The sequence below is a fragment of the Gluconacetobacter brunescens genome (genome assembly GCF_048695475.1).
In the GTDB taxonomy this organism is placed as follows: domain Bacteria; phylum Pseudomonadota; class Alphaproteobacteria; order Acetobacterales; family Acetobacteraceae; genus Gluconacetobacter.
In genome coordinates this window covers 1,418,102-1,437,582 of record NZ_JBLHEN010000001.1, presented here as the reverse complement: position 1 = coordinate 1,437,582, position 19,481 = coordinate 1,418,102, and the positions used below count along the sequence as shown (strand labels likewise).

18 protein-coding genes are annotated in these 19,481 nt (G+C 70.1%); 5 read left to right on the top strand and 13 right to left on the bottom strand.

Features of this window, described 5'->3' with window-relative positions; genetic code table 11:
• Positions 1-52: 52 nt before the first annotated feature.
• Together ACMAUO_RS06495 and ubiA are read right to left on the bottom strand one after the other, a co-directional pair.
• Positions 53-703 (bottom strand): class I SAM-dependent methyltransferase, encoded by a 651-nt coding sequence (locus tag ACMAUO_RS06495; RefSeq protein WP_420356112.1) that lies wholly within the window; start codon positions 701-703, stop codon positions 53-55.
• On the bottom strand, positions 700-1,614 hold the full coding sequence (ubiA, locus tag ACMAUO_RS06490; protein ID WP_420356111.1) for a 4-hydroxybenzoate octaprenyltransferase: 915 nt from the start codon (positions 1,612-1,614) through the stop codon (positions 700-702). Before ubiA ends, ACMAUO_RS06495 begins: the two co-directional genes overlap by 4 nt.
• Positions 1,615-1,757: 143 nt before the next feature.
• Here ubiA and ACMAUO_RS06485 point away from each other — a divergent pair, with 143 nt between their 5' ends.
• From ACMAUO_RS06485 to ACMAUO_RS06470, 4 genes are all read left to right on the top strand, one after another.
• Positions 1,758-2,510 (top strand): 16S rRNA (uracil(1498)-N(3))-methyltransferase, encoded by a 753-nt coding sequence (locus ACMAUO_RS06485; RefSeq protein WP_420356110.1) that lies wholly within the window; start codon positions 1,758-1,760, stop codon positions 2,508-2,510.
• Positions 2,511-2,585: 75 nt separating this feature from the next.
• Positions 2,586-3,998: a glutamate--cysteine ligase gene (locus tag ACMAUO_RS06480; RefSeq protein WP_420356109.1), complete on the top strand. Its 1,413-nt coding sequence runs from the start codon at positions 2,586-2,588 to the stop codon at positions 3,996-3,998.
• Positions 3,999-4,092: 94 nt separating this feature from the next.
• The gene (mbfA, locus tag ACMAUO_RS06475) at positions 4,093-5,052 is read left to right on the top strand and encodes an iron exporter MbfA (protein WP_420356108.1); all 960 of its coding nucleotides are present in this window, start codon (positions 4,093-4,095) and stop codon (positions 5,050-5,052) included.
• Between the two features lie 229 nt (positions 5,053-5,281).
• Positions 5,282-5,938, top strand: a complete 657-nt coding sequence (locus ACMAUO_RS06470; RefSeq protein WP_420356107.1) for a LolA family protein — start codon at positions 5,282-5,284, stop codon at positions 5,936-5,938.
• 28 nt (positions 5,939-5,966) lie between these two features.
• Here the strand turns inward: ACMAUO_RS06470 and rsmI are convergent, their stop codons facing one another.
• Positions 5,967-7,049 (bottom strand): 16S rRNA (cytidine(1402)-2'-O)-methyltransferase, encoded by a 1,083-nt coding sequence (gene rsmI, locus ACMAUO_RS06465; RefSeq protein WP_420356106.1) that lies wholly within the window; start codon positions 7,047-7,049, stop codon positions 5,967-5,969.
• Between rsmI and ACMAUO_RS06460 the strand changes: the two genes are divergently transcribed.
• Positions 7,037-8,452, top strand: a complete 1,416-nt coding sequence (locus tag ACMAUO_RS06460) for a penicillin-binding protein activator (protein ID WP_420356105.1) — start codon at positions 7,037-7,039, stop codon at positions 8,450-8,452. The genes rsmI and ACMAUO_RS06460 overlap by 13 nt on opposite strands.
• Positions 8,453-8,496: 44 nt before the next feature.
• On the opposite strand, the gene ACMAUO_RS06455 is transcribed toward ACMAUO_RS06460, so the two are convergent.
• The 10 genes from ACMAUO_RS06455 to ACMAUO_RS06410 all read right to left on the bottom strand — a co-directional run bounded on the left by ACMAUO_RS06455 (position 8,497) and on the right by ACMAUO_RS06410 (position 19,360).
• Positions 8,497-8,853 carry a hypothetical protein gene (locus ACMAUO_RS06455; RefSeq protein WP_420356104.1) on the bottom strand — a complete coding sequence of 119 codons (357 nt, stop codon included), beginning with the start codon at positions 8,851-8,853 and terminating at the stop codon, positions 8,497-8,499.
• A gap of 328 nt (positions 8,854-9,181) precedes the next feature.
• Positions 9,182-10,117, bottom strand: coding sequence for a lysophospholipid acyltransferase family protein (locus ACMAUO_RS06450; RefSeq protein ID WP_420356103.1), 936 nt, complete (start codon positions 10,115-10,117; stop codon positions 9,182-9,184).
• Positions 10,114-11,109, bottom strand: coding sequence for a tetraacyldisaccharide 4'-kinase (gene lpxK, locus ACMAUO_RS06445; RefSeq protein ID WP_420356102.1), 996 nt, complete (start codon positions 11,107-11,109; stop codon positions 10,114-10,116). Before lpxK ends, ACMAUO_RS06450 begins: the two co-directional genes overlap by 4 nt.
• Positions 11,109-13,070 carry a glycosyltransferase N-terminal domain-containing protein gene (locus ACMAUO_RS06440; protein WP_420356101.1) on the bottom strand — a complete coding sequence of 654 codons (1,962 nt, stop codon included), beginning with the start codon at positions 13,068-13,070 and terminating at the stop codon, positions 11,109-11,111. The genes lpxK and ACMAUO_RS06440 overlap by 1 nt, the downstream gene beginning before the upstream one ends.
• 201 nt (positions 13,071-13,271) lie before the next feature.
• On the bottom strand, positions 13,272-13,760 hold the full coding sequence (locus ACMAUO_RS06435) for a DUF934 domain-containing protein (protein WP_420356100.1): 489 nt from the start codon (positions 13,758-13,760) through the stop codon (positions 13,272-13,274).
• Positions 13,747-15,441, bottom strand: coding sequence for a nitrite/sulfite reductase (locus ACMAUO_RS06430; protein WP_420356099.1), 1,695 nt, complete (start codon positions 15,439-15,441; stop codon positions 13,747-13,749). The genes ACMAUO_RS06435 and ACMAUO_RS06430 overlap by 14 nt, the downstream gene beginning before the upstream one ends.
• Positions 15,434-15,772 (bottom strand): DUF2849 domain-containing protein, encoded by a 339-nt coding sequence (locus ACMAUO_RS06425; RefSeq protein WP_420356098.1) that lies wholly within the window; start codon positions 15,770-15,772, stop codon positions 15,434-15,436. The genes ACMAUO_RS06430 and ACMAUO_RS06425 overlap by 8 nt, the downstream gene beginning before the upstream one ends.
• Before the next feature lie 151 nt (positions 15,773-15,923).
• A complete protein-coding gene (gene cysC, locus ACMAUO_RS06420) occupies positions 15,924-17,798 on the bottom strand; it encodes an adenylyl-sulfate kinase (RefSeq protein WP_420356097.1) in 1,875 nt (624 codons plus the stop codon).
• Between the two features lie 26 nt (positions 17,799-17,824).
• On the bottom strand, positions 17,825-18,619 hold the full coding sequence (gene cysD / locus ACMAUO_RS06415) for a sulfate adenylyltransferase subunit CysD (protein ID WP_420356096.1): 795 nt from the start codon (positions 18,617-18,619) through the stop codon (positions 17,825-17,827).
• Positions 18,620-18,676: 57 nt separating this feature from the next.
• Positions 18,677-19,360 carry a phosphoadenylyl-sulfate reductase gene (locus ACMAUO_RS06410; RefSeq protein ID WP_420356095.1) on the bottom strand — a complete coding sequence of 228 codons (684 nt, stop codon included), beginning with the start codon at positions 19,358-19,360 and terminating at the stop codon, positions 18,677-18,679.
• Positions 19,361-19,481 lie beyond the last annotated feature (121 nt).

The following is a 19,481-nucleotide window of genomic DNA, read 5'->3' as shown; positions in this document are numbered from 1 at the left end:
AACCGGAAAACGCGCGTCGGATCGCCGGCAGGGTGACTTTTCAAGCACCTTCTCAGGGGGTGACGCGGTATAGGGTCGTGCGTCTGGCATCGCGGTCTTCGAGTTCGCGGGTGGTCGGGATGTCGCGGGTGATGATCGGGTGCAGGCCGGCGCGGGGCAGGTAGGCGCGGCCGGGATCGGCGATCCAGACCTCGGCGGTGCGCGCGGCCTCGCGCAGCCAGGGCAGGATATGCTCGGTCATCGGGTTTTCGTAACAGACGTCGCCGCACAGGATCAGGTCCCAGCGCGGTGTGGTGCCGACGAGGTCCGCGCCGGTGGCGGTGACGGCCACGCCGTTGGCGCGGGCGTTCAGCGTGATGGCGGCGACGGCCAGCGGGTCGATTTCGGCGGCCTCGACCATGCTGGCGCCGGCCCGCGCGCAGGCGATGGCGGCGATGCCGCAGCCGGCCGCGAAATCCAGCACCCGGCGCCCGGCGACCAGGGCGGGATTGTCGAGGATATGGCGCGCCAGCAACTGGCCGCCCGGCCAGGCGAAGGCCCAGAAGGGGGGCTCGATATCCTGCCTGGTCAGCCAGTCCTCGCTGGCCTGCCAGATCGGGGTGATCTCGGTGGCGAGGTGCAGCGCGATCTCGGGCACCAGCGGGGCGTGGGCCGGGCTGGTGTTGGCGAGGATGAAGGATTCGGGATCGGGGCGGGCGGTCATCGGCCGGTCAGCCCGGCCAGGATGGCCAGGGCGACCGCCAGCCCGGTTTCGCGGTTGGAGCGGAACAGCATCAGGCAGCGGCGCGGATCGGTGCTGTCGAGATGCGCGACCTGCCAGCCCAGCGCGATGGCGGGCAGCACCATCGCCACCCAGAAGCCGATGGTGCAGCCGGCCAGCCAGCCGGCCAGCAGCAGGGCGGCCACGGCCAGGACGTAGCACGCCCCGACGAACTGGCGGGGCTGGCCCGCCCATAGGCGGGAGGTGGATTTGACGCCGATGCGCGCATCGTCCTCCATGTCCTGGAAGCCGTAGATGGTGTCGAAGCCGAGCTGCCACAGGATGGTGGCGGCATAGAGCGCCGCCCAGGCGGCGTCGATCCGCCCGGCGGCCGCCGCATAGCCCATCGGGGCGCCGAAACCGAAGGTGAAGCCCATGACGAGCTGGGGCCACCAGGTGAAGCGCTTGGCCAGCGGATACAGCCCCACCAGCAGCAGCGAGCCCACGCCCAGCAGGCGGCAGAGCCCGTTGAGTTGCAGCAGGATGGCCAGCCCGATGGCCAGCAGCAGGGCGAGGAACCAGGCGGCCTGGCGCATGCGCAGCGCGCCGGAGGCCAGCGGGCGGCCCGCCGTGCGCGCCACCATCCGGTCGATATCGCGATCCCACATATCGTTGACGACGCAGCCGGCCGACCGCATCACCACGCTGCCGATGCCGAACAGCAGCGCCAGCCGCAGGCGCTCGCCGGCCTCGACCCCGCCGGGCAGCAGGATGCCCCACAGGCCGGGCAGGAACAGCAGCCAGGTGCCGATGGGCCGGTCCAGCCGTGCCAGCAGCGCGTAGGGGCGCAGCGTGGCGGGCAGGCGGCTGATCCAGCCTGTGGTCCGGATGTCGGTATGGGGGAGCGGGGTCACGCTGGGGTCTCCGTCTGGACATGCGGGCACAATAGAGGCATCGGGGGCAGCTTGTGCCCGCGTGTGAATGGGACGCGGGATGGAAGCGGTCAAGGGCCGGGCGCGGGAGGGTGCGTTCCCGGCCGGTCGGAGGGGGTGTCGTCATGAAGGATTGTCCTCGCCTGTTCGCCGATCCGGCCGGAAGGCCGCCGATGGAGGCGGATGCGGTGCGCGATCTGGAGTCGGGGCAGGCCCATTACCTCGGCACCGTGATGCGGATGGCGCCGGGGGCGGAGGTCGCGCTGTTCAATGAAGGGGACGGGGAATGGCTGGCCAGTCTGGTGGCGGTGCGGCGCGACCGCGCGCAGGTGCGGCTGCTGCATCGCCGGCGCGCGCCCGAGCCGACCCGTGGGCCGGTGCTGCTGTTCGCGCCGCTGAAGCGCGATGCCACCGACATGGTGGTGCGCATGGGCACCGAACTGGGGGTGACGCGCTTCCTGCCCGTGCTGACCGAGCGCACCAATACGCACCGGGTCAATGTCGGGCGGCTGGAGGCGATCGCGATCGAGGCGGCGGAGCAGTGCGAGCGGCTGGACGTGCCGGCGATCGGCGAGCCCGCGCGCCTGCCCGAGCGACTGGCGGCGTGGCCGGCCGACCGCGCCCTGTTCGTGGCGGCCGAGCGGAGCGGGCCGGATGACGGGGTGGGGGAGATCGACCGCGTGGCCGATGGCGACGGGCTGCTGGTGGGCCCCGAGGGCGGGTTTTCCGACGCCGAACGGCGGATGTTGCGGGCGCGGCCGTTTGTCAGGATGATCACGCTGGGAAAACTGATCCTGCGGGCGGACACGGCGGCGGCATGCGGCCTGTCCTTGATGGGGGCTGGCTTCCGGCGCGCGTCTGGTGCAGATTCGCGCTGACCGACCGGTCGGTCGCATGGCTGCGGCGGACCCTTCCGTCGATCCGTTCTGTCTTTGAAGGCTTGTTCAGAAACGATGTCGAACCCCGGCGAGCAAGATACCACCCCTATTGAATCGATCGGCCAGTTGGCCGGGTTGCTGGCGGATGGGGGCAAGCCGCGCGAACGGTGGCGCATTGGCACCGAGCATGAGAAATTCGGCTTCGTCCAGCCGGCCGCCACCGGGCCGGAGCGCGCGCCCTGGATGCCGCCGCCCTATGCGCCCGATGGAATCGGCGCGATCCTGACCGACCTGAACCGCCAGGATGGCGGCGGCAGGTGGGAGGCGATCGAGGACAGGGGCAAGCTGATCGGGCTGAAGGGAATCGGCCCGGAACGCGGCGGGTCGGTGTCGCTGGAGCCGGCGGGGCAGTTCGAACTCTCGGGCGCGCCGCTGGCCAGCCTGCACGATACGAGCCATGAGATGGCCCGGCATTTCGAGGCGATCCGCCCCGTCAGCCGCGCGTTGGGCATCGGCTTCGCGCCGCTGGGCTTCCACCCGCTGGCGCGGCGCGCGGACATGCCGTGGATGCCCAAGAGCCGCTATGCGATCATGCGCAACTACATGCCCAAGGTCGGCACGCTGGGGCTGGACATGATGACGCGGACCTGCACCGTGCAGGTCAATCTGGATTTCGCCTCCGAGGCCGACATGCTGCGCAAGCTGCGCGTGTCGCTGGCGTTGCAGCCGGTGGCGACCGCGCTGTTCGCCAATTCGCCCTTCTATGAGGGGAAGCCGAACGGGCTGCTCTCCAACCGTGCCCATGTGTGGACCGATACGGACAATGTGCGCTCGGGCATGCCGCTGGCCTTCTTCGCGCCGTCGTTCGGCTTCGAGGCCTATGTGGAATGGCTGCTGGATGTGCCGATGTATTTCATCGTGCGCGACGGGCGGATCCTCGATGTGGCCGGGCGGTCGTTCCGGGCGTGGATGAAGGGCGAGCGCCAGGATGGGCTGGAGGGCCTGGTGCCGACCATCGGCGATTTCGAGGACCATATGACCACCGCCTTTACCGATGTGCGGCTGAAGCGCTTCCTGGAAATGCGCGGCGCGGATGCCGGGTCGCCCGAGATGATGCTGGCGCAGTCCGCGCTGTGGGTGGGCCTGCTGTATGACGATGCGGCGCTGACGGCCGCCGACGCGCTGGTGCGCGAGCGGGACTGGGCGGAGTATGTGGCGCTGCGTGCCGCCGTGCCGCGCCAGGGGCTGGATGCGCCCTGGGCCGGGGGTGTGGCGCGCGATCTGGCCGCCCGCATGGTGGCGATCGCGACCGACGGGCTGCGCGCGCGCGCGGTGACGGATAATAACGGGCGGGACGAGAGCCATCTGCTGGCGCCGTTGCAGGCGATTACGGCCGGTGCGCCGACCCAGGCCGAGCATTGGCTGGAGCGGTACCACGGCGCGTGGCAGGGCGACGCGAGCAGGATCTTCGCCGAGGCGGCCGTTTAATCGGTCTTTGGTTTGTTGTAGTCGATAACGCGAGTTATTCTCACGATATCGAAACGTCTTGTGTATGCCGGAAGAATTCCGGCATACAGTTTTCATGCGCAAATTCACGACGCTGAACGACCAGGAGATCCTTGCCCTCGCCATTTCGAACGAGGAGGAGGATGCGCGGATCTATGCCGATTTCGCCTATGCGCTGCGGGAGAAATATCCCGATACCGCCAATATCTTTTCGGACATGGTGCATGAGGAGAACGAACATCGGCGCGATCTGATCGACCTGTATGTCGGGCGGTTCGGCCAGCATATTCCGCTGATCCGCCGGCAGGATATCGCGGGCGTGATGGTGCGGCGGCCGGCCTGGCAGGTGCAGAGCCTGGGAATCGAGGCCGTGCGGCGGCATGCGTGCCAGATGGAAATGGACGCGGCGCGGTTCTATCGCCAGGCGGCGTTGCGCACCAATGATGCCGCCACGCGCAAGCTGCTGGGCGATCTGGCGGTGGCCGAGGACCGGCACGAGCAGGCGGCGGGGGTGATCGAACAGAAGCGCCTGCCGGTCGGCAAGCGTGAGGACGAGGACGAAGACGCGCGGCGGCGCTTCGTGTTGCAGGTGATTCAGCCCGGTCTGGTCGGGTTGATGGATGGGTCGGTCTCCACGCTGGCGCCCGTCTTTGCCGCGGCTTTTGCATCGCATCGGCCGTGGGAGGCGTTTCTGGTCGGGATTGCGGCGTCGGTCGGGGCCGGGATTTCCATGGGGTTTGCCGAGGCGTTGTCGGATGACGGCAAGCTGTCGGGGCGTGGGGCGCCGGTGCTGCGCGGGTTGATCTGCGGGCTGATGACCACGGCGGGCGGAATCGGCCATACGGTGCCGTTCCTGATCGACCGGTTTTCGCTGGCCATGAGCGTGGCGGTGGCGGTGGTCGTGGTCGAGCTGCTGCTGATTTCGTGGGTAAGGTGGCGTTATCAGGATACGCCGTTCGGGTCCGCCGTGGTGCAGATCGTATTCGGTGGCGCACTGGTCTTTGCCGCCGGGATCCTGATCGGCTCGGCGGGATAGGATATCTTCCTTCGGAGCATCATGTGTCCCGGCACAAGACTGCCGAACGAATGAACGTTTTTTGGTTCTTTTTTTCAAAAAAGAACGCCTGCCCCGGACAGGAGCAAATCAATGGCCAGGAGCGCGGCCACAGCCTTGATCTTGCCGGAATGATCGGGCAACGAAGTCGGGCTGGACCGGTGCCTGCGTGGGGTGTCGGCCGGCGTTCTCCCAAGACCGACCGGGTGCCATGACGCGACCGAACCGCCTGCCTTTCCTGCCGACCCGTCTTGCGGCCTGCCTGCTGGGCGGGCTGGTCGCCGTGGCCTGCCTGCCCGTGGATGCGCCGCGCGCCCAGACGGCGGCGACGCTGTCGCCCGCCGATCGGGGCTGGGTGCAGCGTATCCAGACCTATCTGGACGGTATCACCACGCTGGAGGCGCAGTTCCAGCAACTGGCGCCGGACGGCAAGCGGGCCACCGGCACCGCGTGGCTGAACCGGCCGGGGCGGATGCGCTTCGAATATGACAAGCCCAGCCCGCTGCTGCTGGTGGCCAATCATGGGCAGGTCGTCTTCAACGACAGCCAGTTGGGCCAGACCACGACCCTCCCGCTGGACAAGACGCCGCTGGGGTTGCTGCTGCGCCCCGGCCTGCAACTGTCTGGTGACGTGACCGTTACGGCTTTCACGCATGCCAACGGGCTGGTGCAGGTTACGCTGGTGCGGACCGCCTCGCCGGGGGACGGGAGCCTGACATTGGTGTTCCATGACAATCCGCTGTCGCTGCGCTCGTGGAGCGTGGTGGACGCGCAGGGGCAGGCGACGCAGGTCGATCTGTTCAATGTCCGCCTTGGCGGCGGCCCGATGCCGGATGGGCTGTTCGATACGAATATTGGTGACCGGTAGGCGGGAGATGCCTGCCGGCGGCCGGGGGCTAGCGGGGCTGGTCGTCGGCGCCGGCCTCGCGCGCCAGTTCCAGCGCGCGGGCATAGACCGTGCGGCGCGGCAGGTTGATCGCGCCGGCGACCAGGGCCGCCGCATCCTTGACCGACAGGGTGGCCAAGGCCGCGCGCAGCCGGTCGTCCAGCTCGTCGGCGCCGCTGTCATCCTCGGCGGGCGGGCCCAGCAGGACGGTGATTTCGCCGCGCGCCCGATTGCCGGCGTACCAGGCGGCCAGCGTGCCGACCGGGCCGCGCCGCACTTCCTCGAACCGTTTGGTGAGTTCGCGCGCCACGGCGGCGGGGCGGTCGGCGCCGAAGATGTCGGCGAGGTCGGCCAGCATTTCGGCCAGCCGGTGCGGGGCCTCGTGCCAGATCAGGGTGGCGGACAGGCCGGCCTGCTCGGCGGCGCGCAGCCTGGCCAGCACCTCGCGCCGCGCCGCCGTGCGCGGCGGCAGGAAGCCCGAGAACATGAACGGGTGCGGCGGCAGGCCGGACAGGGTCAGCGCCGTGATCGCGGCGTTGGGGCCGGGCACCGCCGTCAGCGTGATGTCGGCCGCGATCGCGGCGCGCGCCAGGCGGAAGCCGGGGTCGGAGAGCAGGGGCGTGCCGGCGTCGGAAATGATGGCGATGCGGCGGCCGCGTTCCAACTGGCCGATCAGGGCGGGAATGCGCTGCTGCTCGTTATGGTCGTGCAAAGGCTCGGTGCGGGTGGTGATGCCGCGCGCGGTGAGCAGCCGCGCGCTGGTGCGGGTGTCCTCGCACAGGATCAGGTCGGCTTCCGCCAGGGTGGCGGCGGCGCGGTCGCTGAAATCGCCGAGATTGCCGATGGGCGTGGAGACGAGGGTCAGCACGCCCCGGCCGGGATGGCCGGTGGGGGCGCTGTCGTCGTCTTCTTCGGCCTCTTCGGCCGGATTTTCGGCCAGGGTTTCGAACGGGTCCTCGGTCGGCGGCGCGTCGTGCGCGGCGGGGGCATGACGGGCGGGGCCGGCTCCGCTATGGGAAGATGGCGCAGGGCTGGAGGACGCGGCTTCATGGGGCGCGTGGAAAGGCAGGGACGAGGAAGATGAATCGGTCATTCGCAACCCGGATGCAGAAACAGCCCGTAGAGTCAGCCCGTCAGGGCCTGTCTGGCAAGGCCGGACTGCTGCTGGCGGCCTCGTTGGCCGGACTGGCCGCCTGCGCGGGGCCGGGCACGGAGCACCCCATGCCCGTTCCGGCGGTACCCGCGGCGGTGCCCCCTGGGCGGACGGTCGGCGTGCTGCTGCCGCTGAGTGGCGGGAACGCGCGGCTGGGCCAGGCGATGCTGTCGGCGACGCGCATGGCGCTGGGCAGCCCGACGGCGCCGCCGCTGGATATTCGCGACACGGGCGCCCCCGGTGGCGCGGGGGCGGCGGCGCAGGCGGCCCTTGCGAATGGCGAGGGCGTGATCCTCGGGCCGCTGACCGCCGCCGAGACCGGGCAGGCCGCCGCGATCTCCACCACGGCTTCGGTGCCGATGCTGGCCTTTACCAGCGACGTGTCGGTCGGCCGGCCCGGCGTGTGGGCGCTGGGGATCGCGCCGGAGCAGCAGGTCGAGCGGATGGTGATGGCGGCGCAGGCCGAGGGGCGGCAGCATTTTGCCGCCTTCCTGCCCGAGACGGCGCTGGGCCGGGCGATGGGCCGGGCGCTGGCGCGGAATTGCGCGGCGCGCGGCCTGGCCGTGCCCCAGATCGTCTATCATGCCGACAGCCCGGCCAGCATTGCGCAGGGGCTGAAGACCCTCTCCAATTTCGATGTGCGCGCGATGGCGGCGCAGCCGGCCGCCCAGGCCGCGCTGCCGCCCGATGCGGCGGCGGCGGTCGATCCGGTGGGGGGCGCGGTGCAGCAGGCGCAGCCGGTGGCGGCACCCTCGCGGCTGGGACCGCCGCCCTTCGATGCGCTGCTGCTGGCCGATACCGGGCTGCAACTGGCGGCGGTGATCGACGCGCTGCGTTCCTTCCAGGTGATCGGCGTGCCGCCGCAGCCGGGTGTGGCGGCCACGGCGGATGCCTCCGCCGCCCCGGCGGTGCCGGCGCAGCCCGTGGCTGCCGGCATGCCGCCAGTGCGGATTCTGGGAACGGCGCTGTGGGCGTCGTTCGCCGGCAAGCTCGGCCAGTTGCAGGGCGCATGGTACGCGGCGCCCGATCCGGCGGCGCGGCAGCGGTTCGTGCAGCTTTACATGGCGCGCTATCACATCATGCCGACGCCGCTGAGCGACCTGGCCTATGACGCCTCGGCGCTGGTGGGCGCGCTGGATCGCGGGCGGCCGGCGGACAGGCCGAACGGCTATACGGTCGAAGCCCTGACGCGGCCGGACGGATTTTCGGGGGTGGATGGCGTGTTCGGGCTGACGCCGGATGGTCAGACACGCCGGGACCTGGCGATTTTCCAGATCCAGCCCATGGGGGGCGGGCGGATTGTCAGTCCCGCGGCAGGGCGTCTGGCACGGGAACAGAGCTGACGGGCTGGAGGTTGGCGGGAACGGGCTGAAAGGGGCGGCGGCGGTCAGGCCGCCGCGGTCGCGCCGCAGGCCAGGACGGGGCGGATCGCATACAGCGCCGCTTCGAAGGTCTTGAAAGTGCCCAGCCGGTGGTCGCGCAGATTGTCGACCAGGACCCAGTTCATGCCCTCGGGGCGCAACAGATAGGCCGGATCGGCGTTCTCGCGTACCCAGACCAGCACGTGCTCGATCGGGCCGTTGCCGGAGCGGGGGGAGACATCGACGTCACACAGTCCCATGCAGGTTCCGGCGTCGAGCCAGCGCATCAGATATTCCCGATGGCGGGGCAGGAAATTCGCGCGCAGCGGAACGACGTTGTCGGTGGAGGGGGTGGTCGCCTTCAGGGTCATCGTCGCGGGCATCTGTCATGTCCTCGGAGTATGGGGCGGAGCGAGGGAACGCTAGAGCGCGGTGCCGGGCATTGCCAAATTGAATCTGGTGGGTGTCGCCACTCAAAAGGGCAGAAGTTCGGGCATGTGGCAAAAAAGCAATGATTTGTTGCTAAAATGTCCTAATTTTAGGCACGAAATAGTGCATATGATCGTAACGTAATCAGCGCGTAAACGCGGGATTCATCTCTTCGTCACACTCCTGGCGTGAATTGCCTATGATTGATGCGATTGTGAGACGAATCTGCCCGCGATTGACCCGGATCGGGGCTGGGGGCGGGGCGGGCGTGTGGCCCGTTGGTCACGTATAGGCGGATTTGGGCCAGCGGCGGTGCAGCCACAGCCAGGTGCCGGGGCGGGCGCGGACCCAGCGTTCCAGCCGGTCGTTGACCGCCTGCGTCAGGGCCAGGATGTCGGCCTGCCGGTCGCCGCTGTCGGGCAGGTCGAGCGGGGGTTCGACATGGATGCGCAGGCGGGCGGGGCCCAGCCGCTCGACATAGCCGGGGATGACCGGGCAGCGATAGCGCAGGGCCATGGCGGCCAGGGCGGGGGCGGTCATGGCCGGGTGGCCGAAGAGCGTCGCCTCGATGCCGTCATTCATCTTCTGGTCGACCAGCATGCCCAGCCGGCCGCCGCGCGCGATATGGGCCAGCGCGCCGCGCGCGCCGCGCGCGCCCTTGGCGAACATGGGCACCGTCTCGCCCCCCGTTGCCTTGTTCATGGCCGCCTCGCGCAGCGCGCGGATCATGCCGTCGACCAGCGGATTGCCGGCGGCGCGGTAGAACGAGGCGAAGGGCAGCCCGTGGCGGGCCACGCCGGGGGGCAGCATCTCCCAGTTGCCGATATGGCCGGACATGAAGATCACCGGGCCGCCGCGCGCGACCTGTGCGGCCAGGTGTTCGGCCCCCACGACGTCCCAGCCCGGCCCGGATGCCGGGTTTTCCGGCAGGGCGGCGATATGGGGGAATTCGCCGACCGTGCGGCCCAGATTGTCCCACACCGCGCGGATGACCGCCCGCCGGGCGGGGGCGTCCAGCTCCGGCATCGCCAGCCGCAGGTTGGCGTCCGCGACGCGGGAGACCGGCAGGCGCGGGCCGATGACGCGGCAGACGGCCCCGCCGGCATTCGAGGCGCCGACCGGACCCAGGCGGCGCAGCAATGCCAGGGCCGCGCGCGCGGCCAGGGCTTCGAGGCGCATCAACCGGGTGACGGGCCGGGTGTCGCGGGCGTCGCTCATGGGGTCCTGCTTTCCGGTCTGCCTGCCAGCCATCGGTCCAGCAGCCGTTCCGGGGCGGTCGGGTCGGCCCAGGTCAGCCCGACGCCGATGGTCAGGACCTGGGCCCGCATAGTCTCGGGCAGGCGTGTGGCGTCCTTTGGCGTGGTCAGCAGCACCGCATTGTGGGTGGTGGCCAGGGCGTGCAGGCGGCGCAGGTCGCGGGGGGTGTAAGGGTGGTGATCGGCGAAGGGCATGCAGGCCGCCGGTGCGATGCCCTGCGCGCGCAGGCCGTCGAAGAATTTTTCCGGACGGCCGATGCCGGCGAAGGCGATGGCGGGGCGGCCGGCCAGCAGCGATGCGGCGTCCTGCATCGCCAGGTTGGCGCGCAGGATTGGCAGGTGGGTGGGCAATTGGGTGACAGCGCCGGTGCGGTCGTCGCCGATCAGGAGCGCGGCGTCGGCGCGGGCGGCGCCGGTCGCGACCGGTTCGCGTAGGGGGCCGGCGGGGATGACGTGGCCGTTGCCGAAGCCGCTGGCGCCGTCGATGACCAGCAGTTTCATGTCCTGAAAGAGGCCGGGATTCTGGAACCCGTCATCCATGAGCAGGCAGTCCGCGCCCGTGGCGAGCGCGGCCCGGGCGCCGGCCGCGCGGTCGGCCGAGACATGGGTGGGGGCGAGAGAGGCCAGCAGCAGGGCTTCGTCGCCCACATCGGCGGCGGTGTGGCGGGTGGGATCGACCCGCAGCAGGTCGGCGCGGCGGCGGCCGTAGCCGCGCGTCAGGATATGGACGCGGCGGCCGCGCGCGATCAGCCGGGCCGCCAGATCCAGCACCAGCGTCGTCTTGCCCGCGCCGCCGGCGGTGAGGTTGCCGCAGCAGAGGACCGGGACCGGGGCGTGCCAGCCGGGCCGGCACAGGCGGCGCGCGGTGGCCTGTGCGTAGAGGGCGGCGGCGGGGGCCAGCAGGCGGGTCGGCCAGCCGCCATCTGCCGTGTACCAGAAGCGGGGGGCGCGCATCAGCGTGCGTCCGTCAGGGCGAGCAGGCGCGTGGCCAGACGGTTGGGGAGGGTGGAATCGGCGTGGGTGGCGGCTGCGGCCCGCTGCCCGGCTTCGGCGCGGCGGGCGGGATCGGCCAGCATCGTGTCCACCCATGCGGCCAGGGCGTCGGCGTCGGGCACGATCTGTACTGCGTCGCCCAGCAGGGCGAAGGCGTCGAGGAAGTTTTCCGTCAGGGGGCCGGTGGCCAGCGCGGCGCCGAAGCGGGCGGGTTCCAGCGGGTTGTGACCGCCGCGCCGGCCGGGGCCGGGTAGGCTGTTGCCGATGAAGACGATCGGCACCGCCCGGTAGAACAGGCCCAGTTCGCCCAGCGTGTCGCAGATCCAGAAGGCGTCCGGCGGGCCCGGCTCCTGCCCGGCGGCGCGGCGGGGGGCGTTGTCGAGGCTCTCGGCGATGGCCGGGCCGCGCTCGGGGTGGCGGGGGACGATGATTGTCAGCAGGTCGGGGTGGCGGATGCGGACCTGCCGGGCGGCGCTCGCGATGGCGTCTTCCTCGCCCTCATGGGTGGCGGCGGCCAGCCAGACCGGGCGGTGGGCGAGCAGGGCGCGCACATGGGCGAGTGCCGCCGGGTCGGCCGGCAGGGGTGGGGCGGCGTTCTTCAGGTCGCCCGGCGTGTCGATCCGCTCGGCGCCCAGGGCGTGGAACCGGGCGGCGTCGAGATCGGAGCGGGCGGCGATCCAGGCGAAGCGGCCCAGCATGCGCGCGGCCAGGCCGGGCAGGCGGCCCCAGCCGGCCCGTGCGCGGTCGGAGAGGCGGGCGTTCAGCAGTGCCAGCGGGATGCGGTTGCGGTGGCAGGCCTCGATCAGGTTGGGCCAGAGTTCGCTTTCGGTCAGGGCGGCGGCGTCGGGGCGCCAGCGGCGGAGGAAGCGGCCGATCCAGCGGGGGACGTCCAGCGGCACGAATTGATGGATCACCCGCGCGCCGTCCTTGGTGCCGGCCAGTCGCTGCTCCAGCAGGGTGGCGGCGGTGACGGTCGCGGTGGTGACCAGCACATGCAGGGTGGCGTCCCGGGCCAGCAGTTCCGTGATCACGGGCAGGATCGACAGGGTTTCGCCCACGCTGGCGGCGTGCAGCCAGACCAGTCTGCCGGGGGGGCGAGGCTGCGCGGTCAGGCCCATGCGCTCGCGCTGGCGGCCGCGGATTTCCTTGTCGCGCGTCAGGCGGCGGTGCAGCAGCAGCGTCAGGGCCGGGGCCAGCAGGGTGGCCAGCCCGGCCCAGAGCCGTTGCGCCGTGCCGGCCGGGGTGGGCGCTGCGGCGTGCATGGCCGCATCGAGGGCGGTGGCGAGGTGGGAACGGGCCGCGTCCTGATCGTCGCGGGTGACGGCGATCGGCGCGCCGCAGACGATCCGGCCGCGCCCGAACGGCAGAGGGAGCATCATGCGGTCCCAGCCGCCCAGCCGCCAGTGGGCGCACCAGCCGCCCACCGGCACGATCGGGGCGCCGGAGAGGCGGGCCAGCCCGATCGCGCCCTGTTCGACCTGCCGGCGCGGGCCGCGCGGGCCGTCGGGGGTGATCACGACCGGGTCGCCGCTCCGGATCAGGGCCAGCAACTGGCGCAGGGCTGCCGCCCCGCCCTTGTCCTTGCCCTTGCGGTCGGTCGAGCCGGCGATGGTGCCGGCGCCCCATGGCGCGATGATGTCGGCGATCAGCCGGCCGTCGCGGTTGCGGCTGATCAGGACATGGGGCCGGAGCGTGGGATTGCGGGCGGTGGACCACCAGAGCAGGGCCGGGGTCAGGGCCAGCGCTTCATGCCAGAAGGCGACCAGAACCGAATGTTCGCCTTGGCCGGTCAGCAGCGGATAGGCGTCGGGGTGGATGTCGAACGTCCAGCGCGTGGTACCGATGGCGAGCCGCAGATAGGCGCGCAGCAGGGCGATCGCTGCCGCGCGGGCCGCGCCCGTCGCCGTCAGGCGTTTCAGCATGCCGCGTCGTGTCATGGGTTCGGCGGTAGCATGCGCGACTGTTGGGTGGAAGGGGTGCGCGGGGGAGGAGCGTTTCTTCTTTTTCTGAAGAAAAAGAAGCAAAAAGACTTTGATTCGTTCAGGAGCCTTGTGCCGGGGGCACACGATGTCCCTGAACGAATGGAAGTTTTTTGGTTCTTTTTTCAAAAGAGAACAGGGAGATCAGAGCACCCGGCGCAATGTCGCGCCTTCGGCGCGTTCGCCCAGCACTGAGGGCTGGTAGGCGGTGCGGAAGCGCGTGTGGGCGCGGGCCCAGACTTCCGGGTCGCTGCCGGGCGGCAGGTCGACGGTCGAGACGCCGCAGCGGAGCAGGAACTCGTACTGGTCGGGCAGGGGCTTGCCGGTGGCGCGGATTTCGCCGGTGAAGTGCAGGTGCTCGCGCAGGGCGCGGGCCTGGCTGAAGGCGCGGCCGTCGCGGAAGATCGGGAAGGTGACCGCGATTAGCGACAGGCGGGGCAGGACGGTGCGCAGCGTGTCGATTTCGGCATCCTGCGGAATCGCGACGCCGAGTTTCTCGCCGGGCGCGCGGGCCAGCCCTTCCTCCAGCCGGGACAGCGGCACGATGACGGGGCCGGTGGCGGGGAGGGGGGCTTCCTCGTTCAGGGTCGTCCAGGCGTCGGGAACGAGCCGTCCGTTTTCAAGCAGTGGCATAGACGGCATCCTTGAACAGGGCGGCGCCCAGGCGCCGGTAGGTATCGAGGAAGCGCTCGCTCCCGGTGCGGTGGACCAGATAGGCATCGACCAGGCGGGCGATGGCGTCCACCGTCGCGTCCTCCGGCAGGGCCGGGCCGAGGATCTGGCCGACCGAGGCGTCGCTGCCCGGCGAGCCGCCCAGCGTGAGCTGGAAATATTCCTCGCCCTTCTTGTCCACGCCCAGGATGCCGATATGGCCGGCATGGTGATGGCCGCAGGCATTGATGCAGCCCGAGATCTTGATCTCGATCGGGCCGATCGTCTCCTGCAACTCCGGGCTGGCGAAGCGGGCGCTGAGTTTCTGGGCGATCGGGATCGACCGCGCATTGGCCAGCGAGCAGTAATCGAGGCCGGGGCAGGCGATGATGTCGCCGATCAGGCCGATATTGGCCGAGGCGAGGTCGGCCGCGCGCAGGGCCTGCCACAGGGCGTGCAGTTCGTCCTGCCGGACATGGCCCAGCACCAGGTTCTGCATGTGGGTGACGCGGATTTCGCCGAAGGCGTAGCGGTCGGCGAGGTCGGCGATCAGGTCCATCTGCGCCGAGGTGGCGTCGCCGGGGATGCCGCCGGCGGGCTTGAGCGAGATGACGGCCGAGATATGGCCGGGCACGCGGTGCGGGTTCGTGTTGGTGCGCACCCAGCGGTCGAACGCCGGGTCGGCGCGGCGGGCGCGGTCGAGTTGCGCCGCCGCGTCGTCGGGCGCGTGCAGGTCGGGCGTGCCGAAGCGGGCGCGAATGGCGGCGACGGTTTCGGGCGGCAGGCGGTAGCGGGCGCGGTTCATCGCCGCGAATTCGGCATCGACTTTCTGGCGATAGCCTTCGGTGCCCAGCGCCTGGACCAGGATCTTGATCCGCGCCTTGTAGATGTTGTCGCGGCGGCCGTACTCGTTATAGACGCGGACCATGGCCTCCAGATAGGCCAGCAGGTCTTCTTCCGGCAGGTCGTCGCGCAGATGCACGCCGACGATGGGGGTGCGGCCCATGCCGCCGCCGACGAAGACGTCGAACTGCGTGCCGCCGTCCGGCGCCGGCTTGGCGACCAAGCCGATATCGTGGAAGCGGGCGGCCACGCGGTCGTTCGGGCTGCCGCTGATCGCGATCTTGAACTTGCGCGGCAGGAAGGTGAATTCCGGGTGCAGCGTCGACCATTGCCGCAGGATTTCGGCATGGACGCGGGGATCGACCAGCTCGTCCTTCGCTGCGCCGGCGAACTGGTCGCAGGTCACGTTGCGGATGCAGTTGCCGCTGGTCTGGATGGCGTGCATGTCGACATCGGCCAGGCGGGCCAGGATGTCGGGCGTGTCTTCCAGCCTGATCCAGTTGAACTGGAGATTCTGGCGGGTGGTGAAATGGCCGTAATCGCGGTCGTAGGTGCGGGCGATGTGGGCCAGTTCGCGCAGCTGGCGGGAATCGAGCACGCCGTAGGGGATGGCGATCCGCAGCATGTAGGCGTGGAGTTGCAGATACAGGCCGTTCATGAGGCGCAGCGGCTTGAACTCGTCCTCGGACAGGGTGCCGGCGATGCGGCGCGCCACCTGGTCGCGGAACTGCTCCACCCGGTCGGCCAGGAAGGCGCGGTCGACCTGATCGTAGCCGTAATGGCCGACGGGCAGCGCGGGTGCTGGGATGGTGTCAGGCATGGGCTTCGAGCTCGGCTGCGGGCGTGAAATCGGGATGGACGGTGGGGCCGAAGGCGCGGATGCGCTCGCGCACCGTCACGGGGGTCGGCGTCGTTTCGTCGGATTCGATCTGCACGCCGTAGACGCCGACCAGGCCGTCTTCCTGCTGGCGGGAGGCGGCCTGGGCGATGGCGGCTTCGATCTCCGTGTTCGGGATGATCCGCGCGTCCCTGATCATGGGGGACCAGTCGCCCTCGGCCACCTGCCAGACGATGCGCCCGTCCAGCAGCCGGTTGGCGGTGATCACGCTCGAACCGCCGGCCTCGCGGCGGTTGTTCCTGACATCGCTCACTGGTCCGTCCTTACTTTGCCCGATCCGGCCGACGCCGACAGGATGTCGCCCCGTTCTACAGAGGCATTAGGGGTTTCATGGGCGCAATACAAGAGGAATGCACGATTGTTAATCGTGCATTACACTCTGTGTATGTGCCGGCGCCGTCCGGTCAGGAGCGGCGGCGGGTGCCTTCGGTCAGCTTGACGCTGTCGGCCACGTAGCTGGCCAGACGGTCCGCGACCTCGCCCACGCTGTCCTGGCCGGTGGGCAGGCGCAGGTCCGGGCTGGCGGGAACGTCGTACGGCGCGTCGATGCCGGTGAAGCCGGTGATCCGGCCGGCGCGGGCGGCCTGGTACAGGCCCTTGGGGTCGCGGGCCTCGCAGGTGGCCTGGTCGGCGTCCACGAAGATTTCATGGAAGCCTTCGCCCACCACCTGGCGCGCCAGTTCGCGGTCGGCGGCGCGGGGCGAGATCAGCGCCACCAGCACCACCTGGCCGGTTTCGGCCAGGATGCGGGCGACGGCGGCGGCGCGGCGCACATTCTCGGTGCGGTCGGCCTCGGAGAAGCCCAGATCGGCGCACAGGCCGGCGCGCAGCGTGTCGCCATCCAGCACCGAGACGTCGACCTTCTGCGCGAACAGGCGGGATTCCGCCGCGCGGGCGATGGTGCTCTTGCCGGCGCCGGGCAGGCCGGTCATCCAGAACACGCCGCCGCGATGGCCGCGCGCCTGCGCCCGGTCCCACAGCGACACGGTGCTGTCGGTGGGGTGGATGGCCTTGGTGCCGCTGGCGATATCGGCCGGGCCGATCAGCGGCGCGCCGCCGACGATGCGCTGGTGACGGTCGACCAGCACGCCGCGCCCGTCGGTGGTGCCGGGGGTGAAGGCGTCGAACAGGATGCTCTCCGACGCCGCCAGGGTGATCTCGGCGAAGCCCTCGGGCGGGACGTGATCGGAGGCGTGTTCCGTCAAATCATCCAGCCGCACCACGGAATCGATCGAGGCCACGGTGACCTGATGCTCGGCGGTGGCCAGGCGCAGGCGGAAGCTTTCGCCGACGCGCAGCGGCTCCTGGCGCAGCCAGAACAGGCGCGAGCGGATGCGCGCGGTGCGGATCGGCGCTTCCTCCGGCCGGTGCAGCAGGTCGCCGCGATCGGGGATGACGTCCGGTTCCAGCGTGATGGCGACCGACTGGCCGGCGACCGCCGAAATCTGCGGTGCCGTGTGCCAGCTCTCGATCGAGGCGACGCGGGCGGTGGTGCCGTGGGTGCCGATGACCAGCGTGTCACCAACCTTGACGCGGCCGCGCTCGATGCGGCCGGCGACGACGCGCTTGCTGTCGAAACGGTAGACATCCTGCACCGGCAGGCGCAGCGGCAGGTCGGCGCGGCCGGCGGGGGACGGGACCAGGGCCAGGGCCTCGGTCAGGGTCGGGCCCTTGTACCATGCCATCTGCGGCGAGCGGGAGGCGATATTGTCGCCCTCGCGCGCCGAGGCGGGGATGAACAGGCTGGGTTCGATGTCGAGCTGCTTGAGCAGGGCGGCGACCGCCTGTTCGGAGGCGGCGATCTTCTGCTCGTCATAGTCGAGCAAATCCACCTTGTTCATCAGCACGATGACGTGGCGGATGCCGATCAGGCGCAGCAGCATCGCGTGGCGGCGCGTCTGCTCCTGCGCGCCTTCGGCGGCGTCGACCACCAGCACGGCGGCTTCGGCATCGGCGGCGCCGGTGATCATGTTGCGCAGGAACTGGCGGTGGCCGGGTGCGTCCACGATCACGAACTGCCGGTTGCCCAGCAGGAACGGGATGCGGGTGGAATCGACGGTCACGCCCTGGTCGCGCTCGATCTGCAGGCTGTCGAGCAGGAAGCTCCACTCCACCTTCAGGCCGCGCTTGCGGCTGGATTCGATGATCTGCGCCACCCGGCCTTCGGGCAGGTTGTCGGTGTCATGCAGCAGGCGGCCGATCAGGGTCGACTTGCCGTGGTCGACATGGCCGACGATGACGATGGGGGTGGCCGCGTCCTGGCGGATATCGTTGCTCATGGTGTGTCTCGATCCGTCCGCTGGGTTCAGAGATAGCCGGCGACGCGCAGCCGCTCGAACGCATCTTCCGATTCATGGTCCATGGCGCGGCCGGCGCGCTCGGAGGTGCGGGTGGTCTGCAACTCCGCGATCACTTCGGCCACTGTCGAGGCCTCGCTCTCGATCGGGCTGGTGATGTCCTGGTCGCCCAGCGAGCGGTAGCGCTTGCCGTTCTTCGAGAAATACAGGTCGACCAGCGGGATGCCCTCGCGCTCGATATAGCGCCAGATGTCGATCTCGCGCCACGACAGCAGCGGGTGGACGCGGATATGCACGCCCTCTTCATGCGGGGTGGCGTACTGGTCCCAGAACTCGGGGGGCTGGTTGCGGACGTCCCATTTATGGCTCGATCCGCGCGGGCTGAAGACGCGCTCCTTGGCGCGGGTGGCCTGCTCGTCGCGGCGGATGCCGGCGATGACGCCTTCCAGCTTGTATTTCTCGATCATCGTCGCCAAGCCGGCGGTCTTGCGTGCGGCGGAGCGAGCGGCGGGGGGGAGCGTCGGGTCGATTTCCTCGACCGGGGGGCAGTCGCCCAGCAGCAGTTCCAGCTCCCACTTTTTGACGTATTCGTCGCGGAAGCGGTACATCTCGGGGAATTTCTTGCCGGTATCGACATGCATCACCGGGAACGGCACCCGGCCGAGGAACGCCTTGCGCGCCAGCCACAGCATGACGTTGGAATCCTTGCCCAGCGACCACAGCATCGCCAGCGGCTTCAGCTTCCGGTACGCCTCGCGCAGGATGTAAACGCTCTGGGCTTCGAGTTGGTCGAGATCGTCCATGGTGGGCGCTACCTTACAGGTTCGGCAAAAAGGGTTCGGGGTCGTTGCGGCGGGCGGTCAGACGTGGATGCCGCATTCGGTCTTGGCCAGTCCGGCCCAGCGTCCGGCGCGGGGGTCCTCGCCCTCGGCGACCGGCCGCGTGCAGGGCGCGCAGCCGATCGAGCGATAGCCCAGATGGCTGAGCGGGTGGCGCGGCAGGGCGCGGCGGGTCATTTCCGCGTCCAGTTCCGCCGCATTCCAGCGTGCCAGGGGGTTGATCTTGAAGCGGCCGTCCGCCTGAGGCTCGATCACCGGCAGGTGGGCGCGGGTGGCGGCCTGGCTGCGCTTGCGGCCGGTGATCCAGGCGTCGAAGGGGATGATCGCCTCGTCCAGAGGCTCGACCTTGCGCAGGGCGCAGCAGGCGTCCGGGTCGAACGCCCAGAGCTGGCCCTGCGGATCGCGGGCTTCGATCTGCGCCGGGTCGGGGTGGATGTTGCGCACGCCGGTCAGGCCCAGCCGGGCGATGAGCTGGTCGCGATAGGCCAGGGTCTCGGGGAAATGCTGCCCGGTTTCCAGGAATAGCACCGGCACCGAGGGATCGACCTCCGCCGCCATGGCCAGCAGGACGGCGGATTCGGTGCCGAAGGAGGAGACGAGGCCGATCCGCCCGCGCGGCATGGCGCCCAGCGCCGCGCGCAGGATCGCCGGGGCGTCCTCGCCGGCGGCTTCTATGGCATGGATGATCGACGGCTCAAGACCCACGGTGCAGACCCATATCCTCAATGCACGAGACGTAATCGTGCTTTGAGGGGCATCTAACCATTCCTCGATCCATATTCAAGTGAAATATACGTCTTATAGTCGTGGTATTTTCGGCATGGCA

Coding starts and splice junctions, on each gene's coding strand:
- ACMAUO_RS06485 (WP_420356110.1), top strand. CDS start 1,758: ATGAAGGATTGTCCTCGCCTGTTCGCCGATCCGGCCGGAAGGCCGCCG.
- ACMAUO_RS06480 (WP_420356109.1), top strand. CDS start 2,586: ATGTCGAACCCCGGCGAGCAAGATACCACCCCTATTGAATCGATCGGC.
- ACMAUO_RS06470 (WP_420356107.1), top strand. CDS start 5,282: ATGACGCGACCGAACCGCCTGCCTTTCCTGCCGACCCGTCTTGCGGCC.
- ACMAUO_RS06495 (WP_420356112.1), bottom strand. CDS start 703: ATGACCGCCCGCCCCGATCCCGAATCCTTCATCCTCGCCAACACCAGC.
- ACMAUO_RS06455 (WP_420356104.1), bottom strand. CDS start 8,853: ATGCCCGCGACGATGACCCTGAAGGCGACCACCCCCTCCACCGACAAC.
- mbfA (WP_420356108.1), top strand. CDS start 4,093: ATGCGCAAATTCACGACGCTGAACGACCAGGAGATCCTTGCCCTCGCC.
- cysD (WP_420356096.1), bottom strand. CDS start 18,619: ATGGACGATCTCGACCAACTCGAAGCCCAGAGCGTTTACATCCTGCGC.
- ACMAUO_RS06450 (WP_420356103.1), bottom strand. CDS start 10,117: ATGAGCGACGCCCGCGACACCCGGCCCGTCACCCGGTTGATGCGCCTC.
- ACMAUO_RS06435 (WP_420356100.1), bottom strand. CDS start 13,760: ATGCCACTGCTTGAAAACGGACGGCTCGTTCCCGACGCCTGGACGACC.
- rsmI (WP_420356106.1), bottom strand. CDS start 7,049: ATGACCGATTCATCTTCCTCGTCCCTGCCTTTCCACGCGCCCCATGAA.
- cysC (WP_420356097.1), bottom strand. CDS start 17,798: ATGAGCAACGATATCCGCCAGGACGCGGCCACCCCCATCGTCATCGTC.
- ACMAUO_RS06460 (WP_420356105.1), top strand. CDS start 7,037: ATGAATCGGTCATTCGCAACCCGGATGCAGAAACAGCCCGTAGAGTCA.
- lpxK (WP_420356102.1), bottom strand. CDS start 11,109: ATGCGCGCCCCCCGCTTCTGGTACACGGCAGATGGCGGCTGGCCGACC.
- ACMAUO_RS06430 (WP_420356099.1), bottom strand. CDS start 15,441: ATGCCTGACACCATCCCAGCACCCGCGCTGCCCGTCGGCCATTACGGC.
- ACMAUO_RS06440 (WP_420356101.1), bottom strand. CDS start 13,070: ATGCTGAAACGCCTGACGGCGACGGGCGCGGCCCGCGCGGCAGCGATC.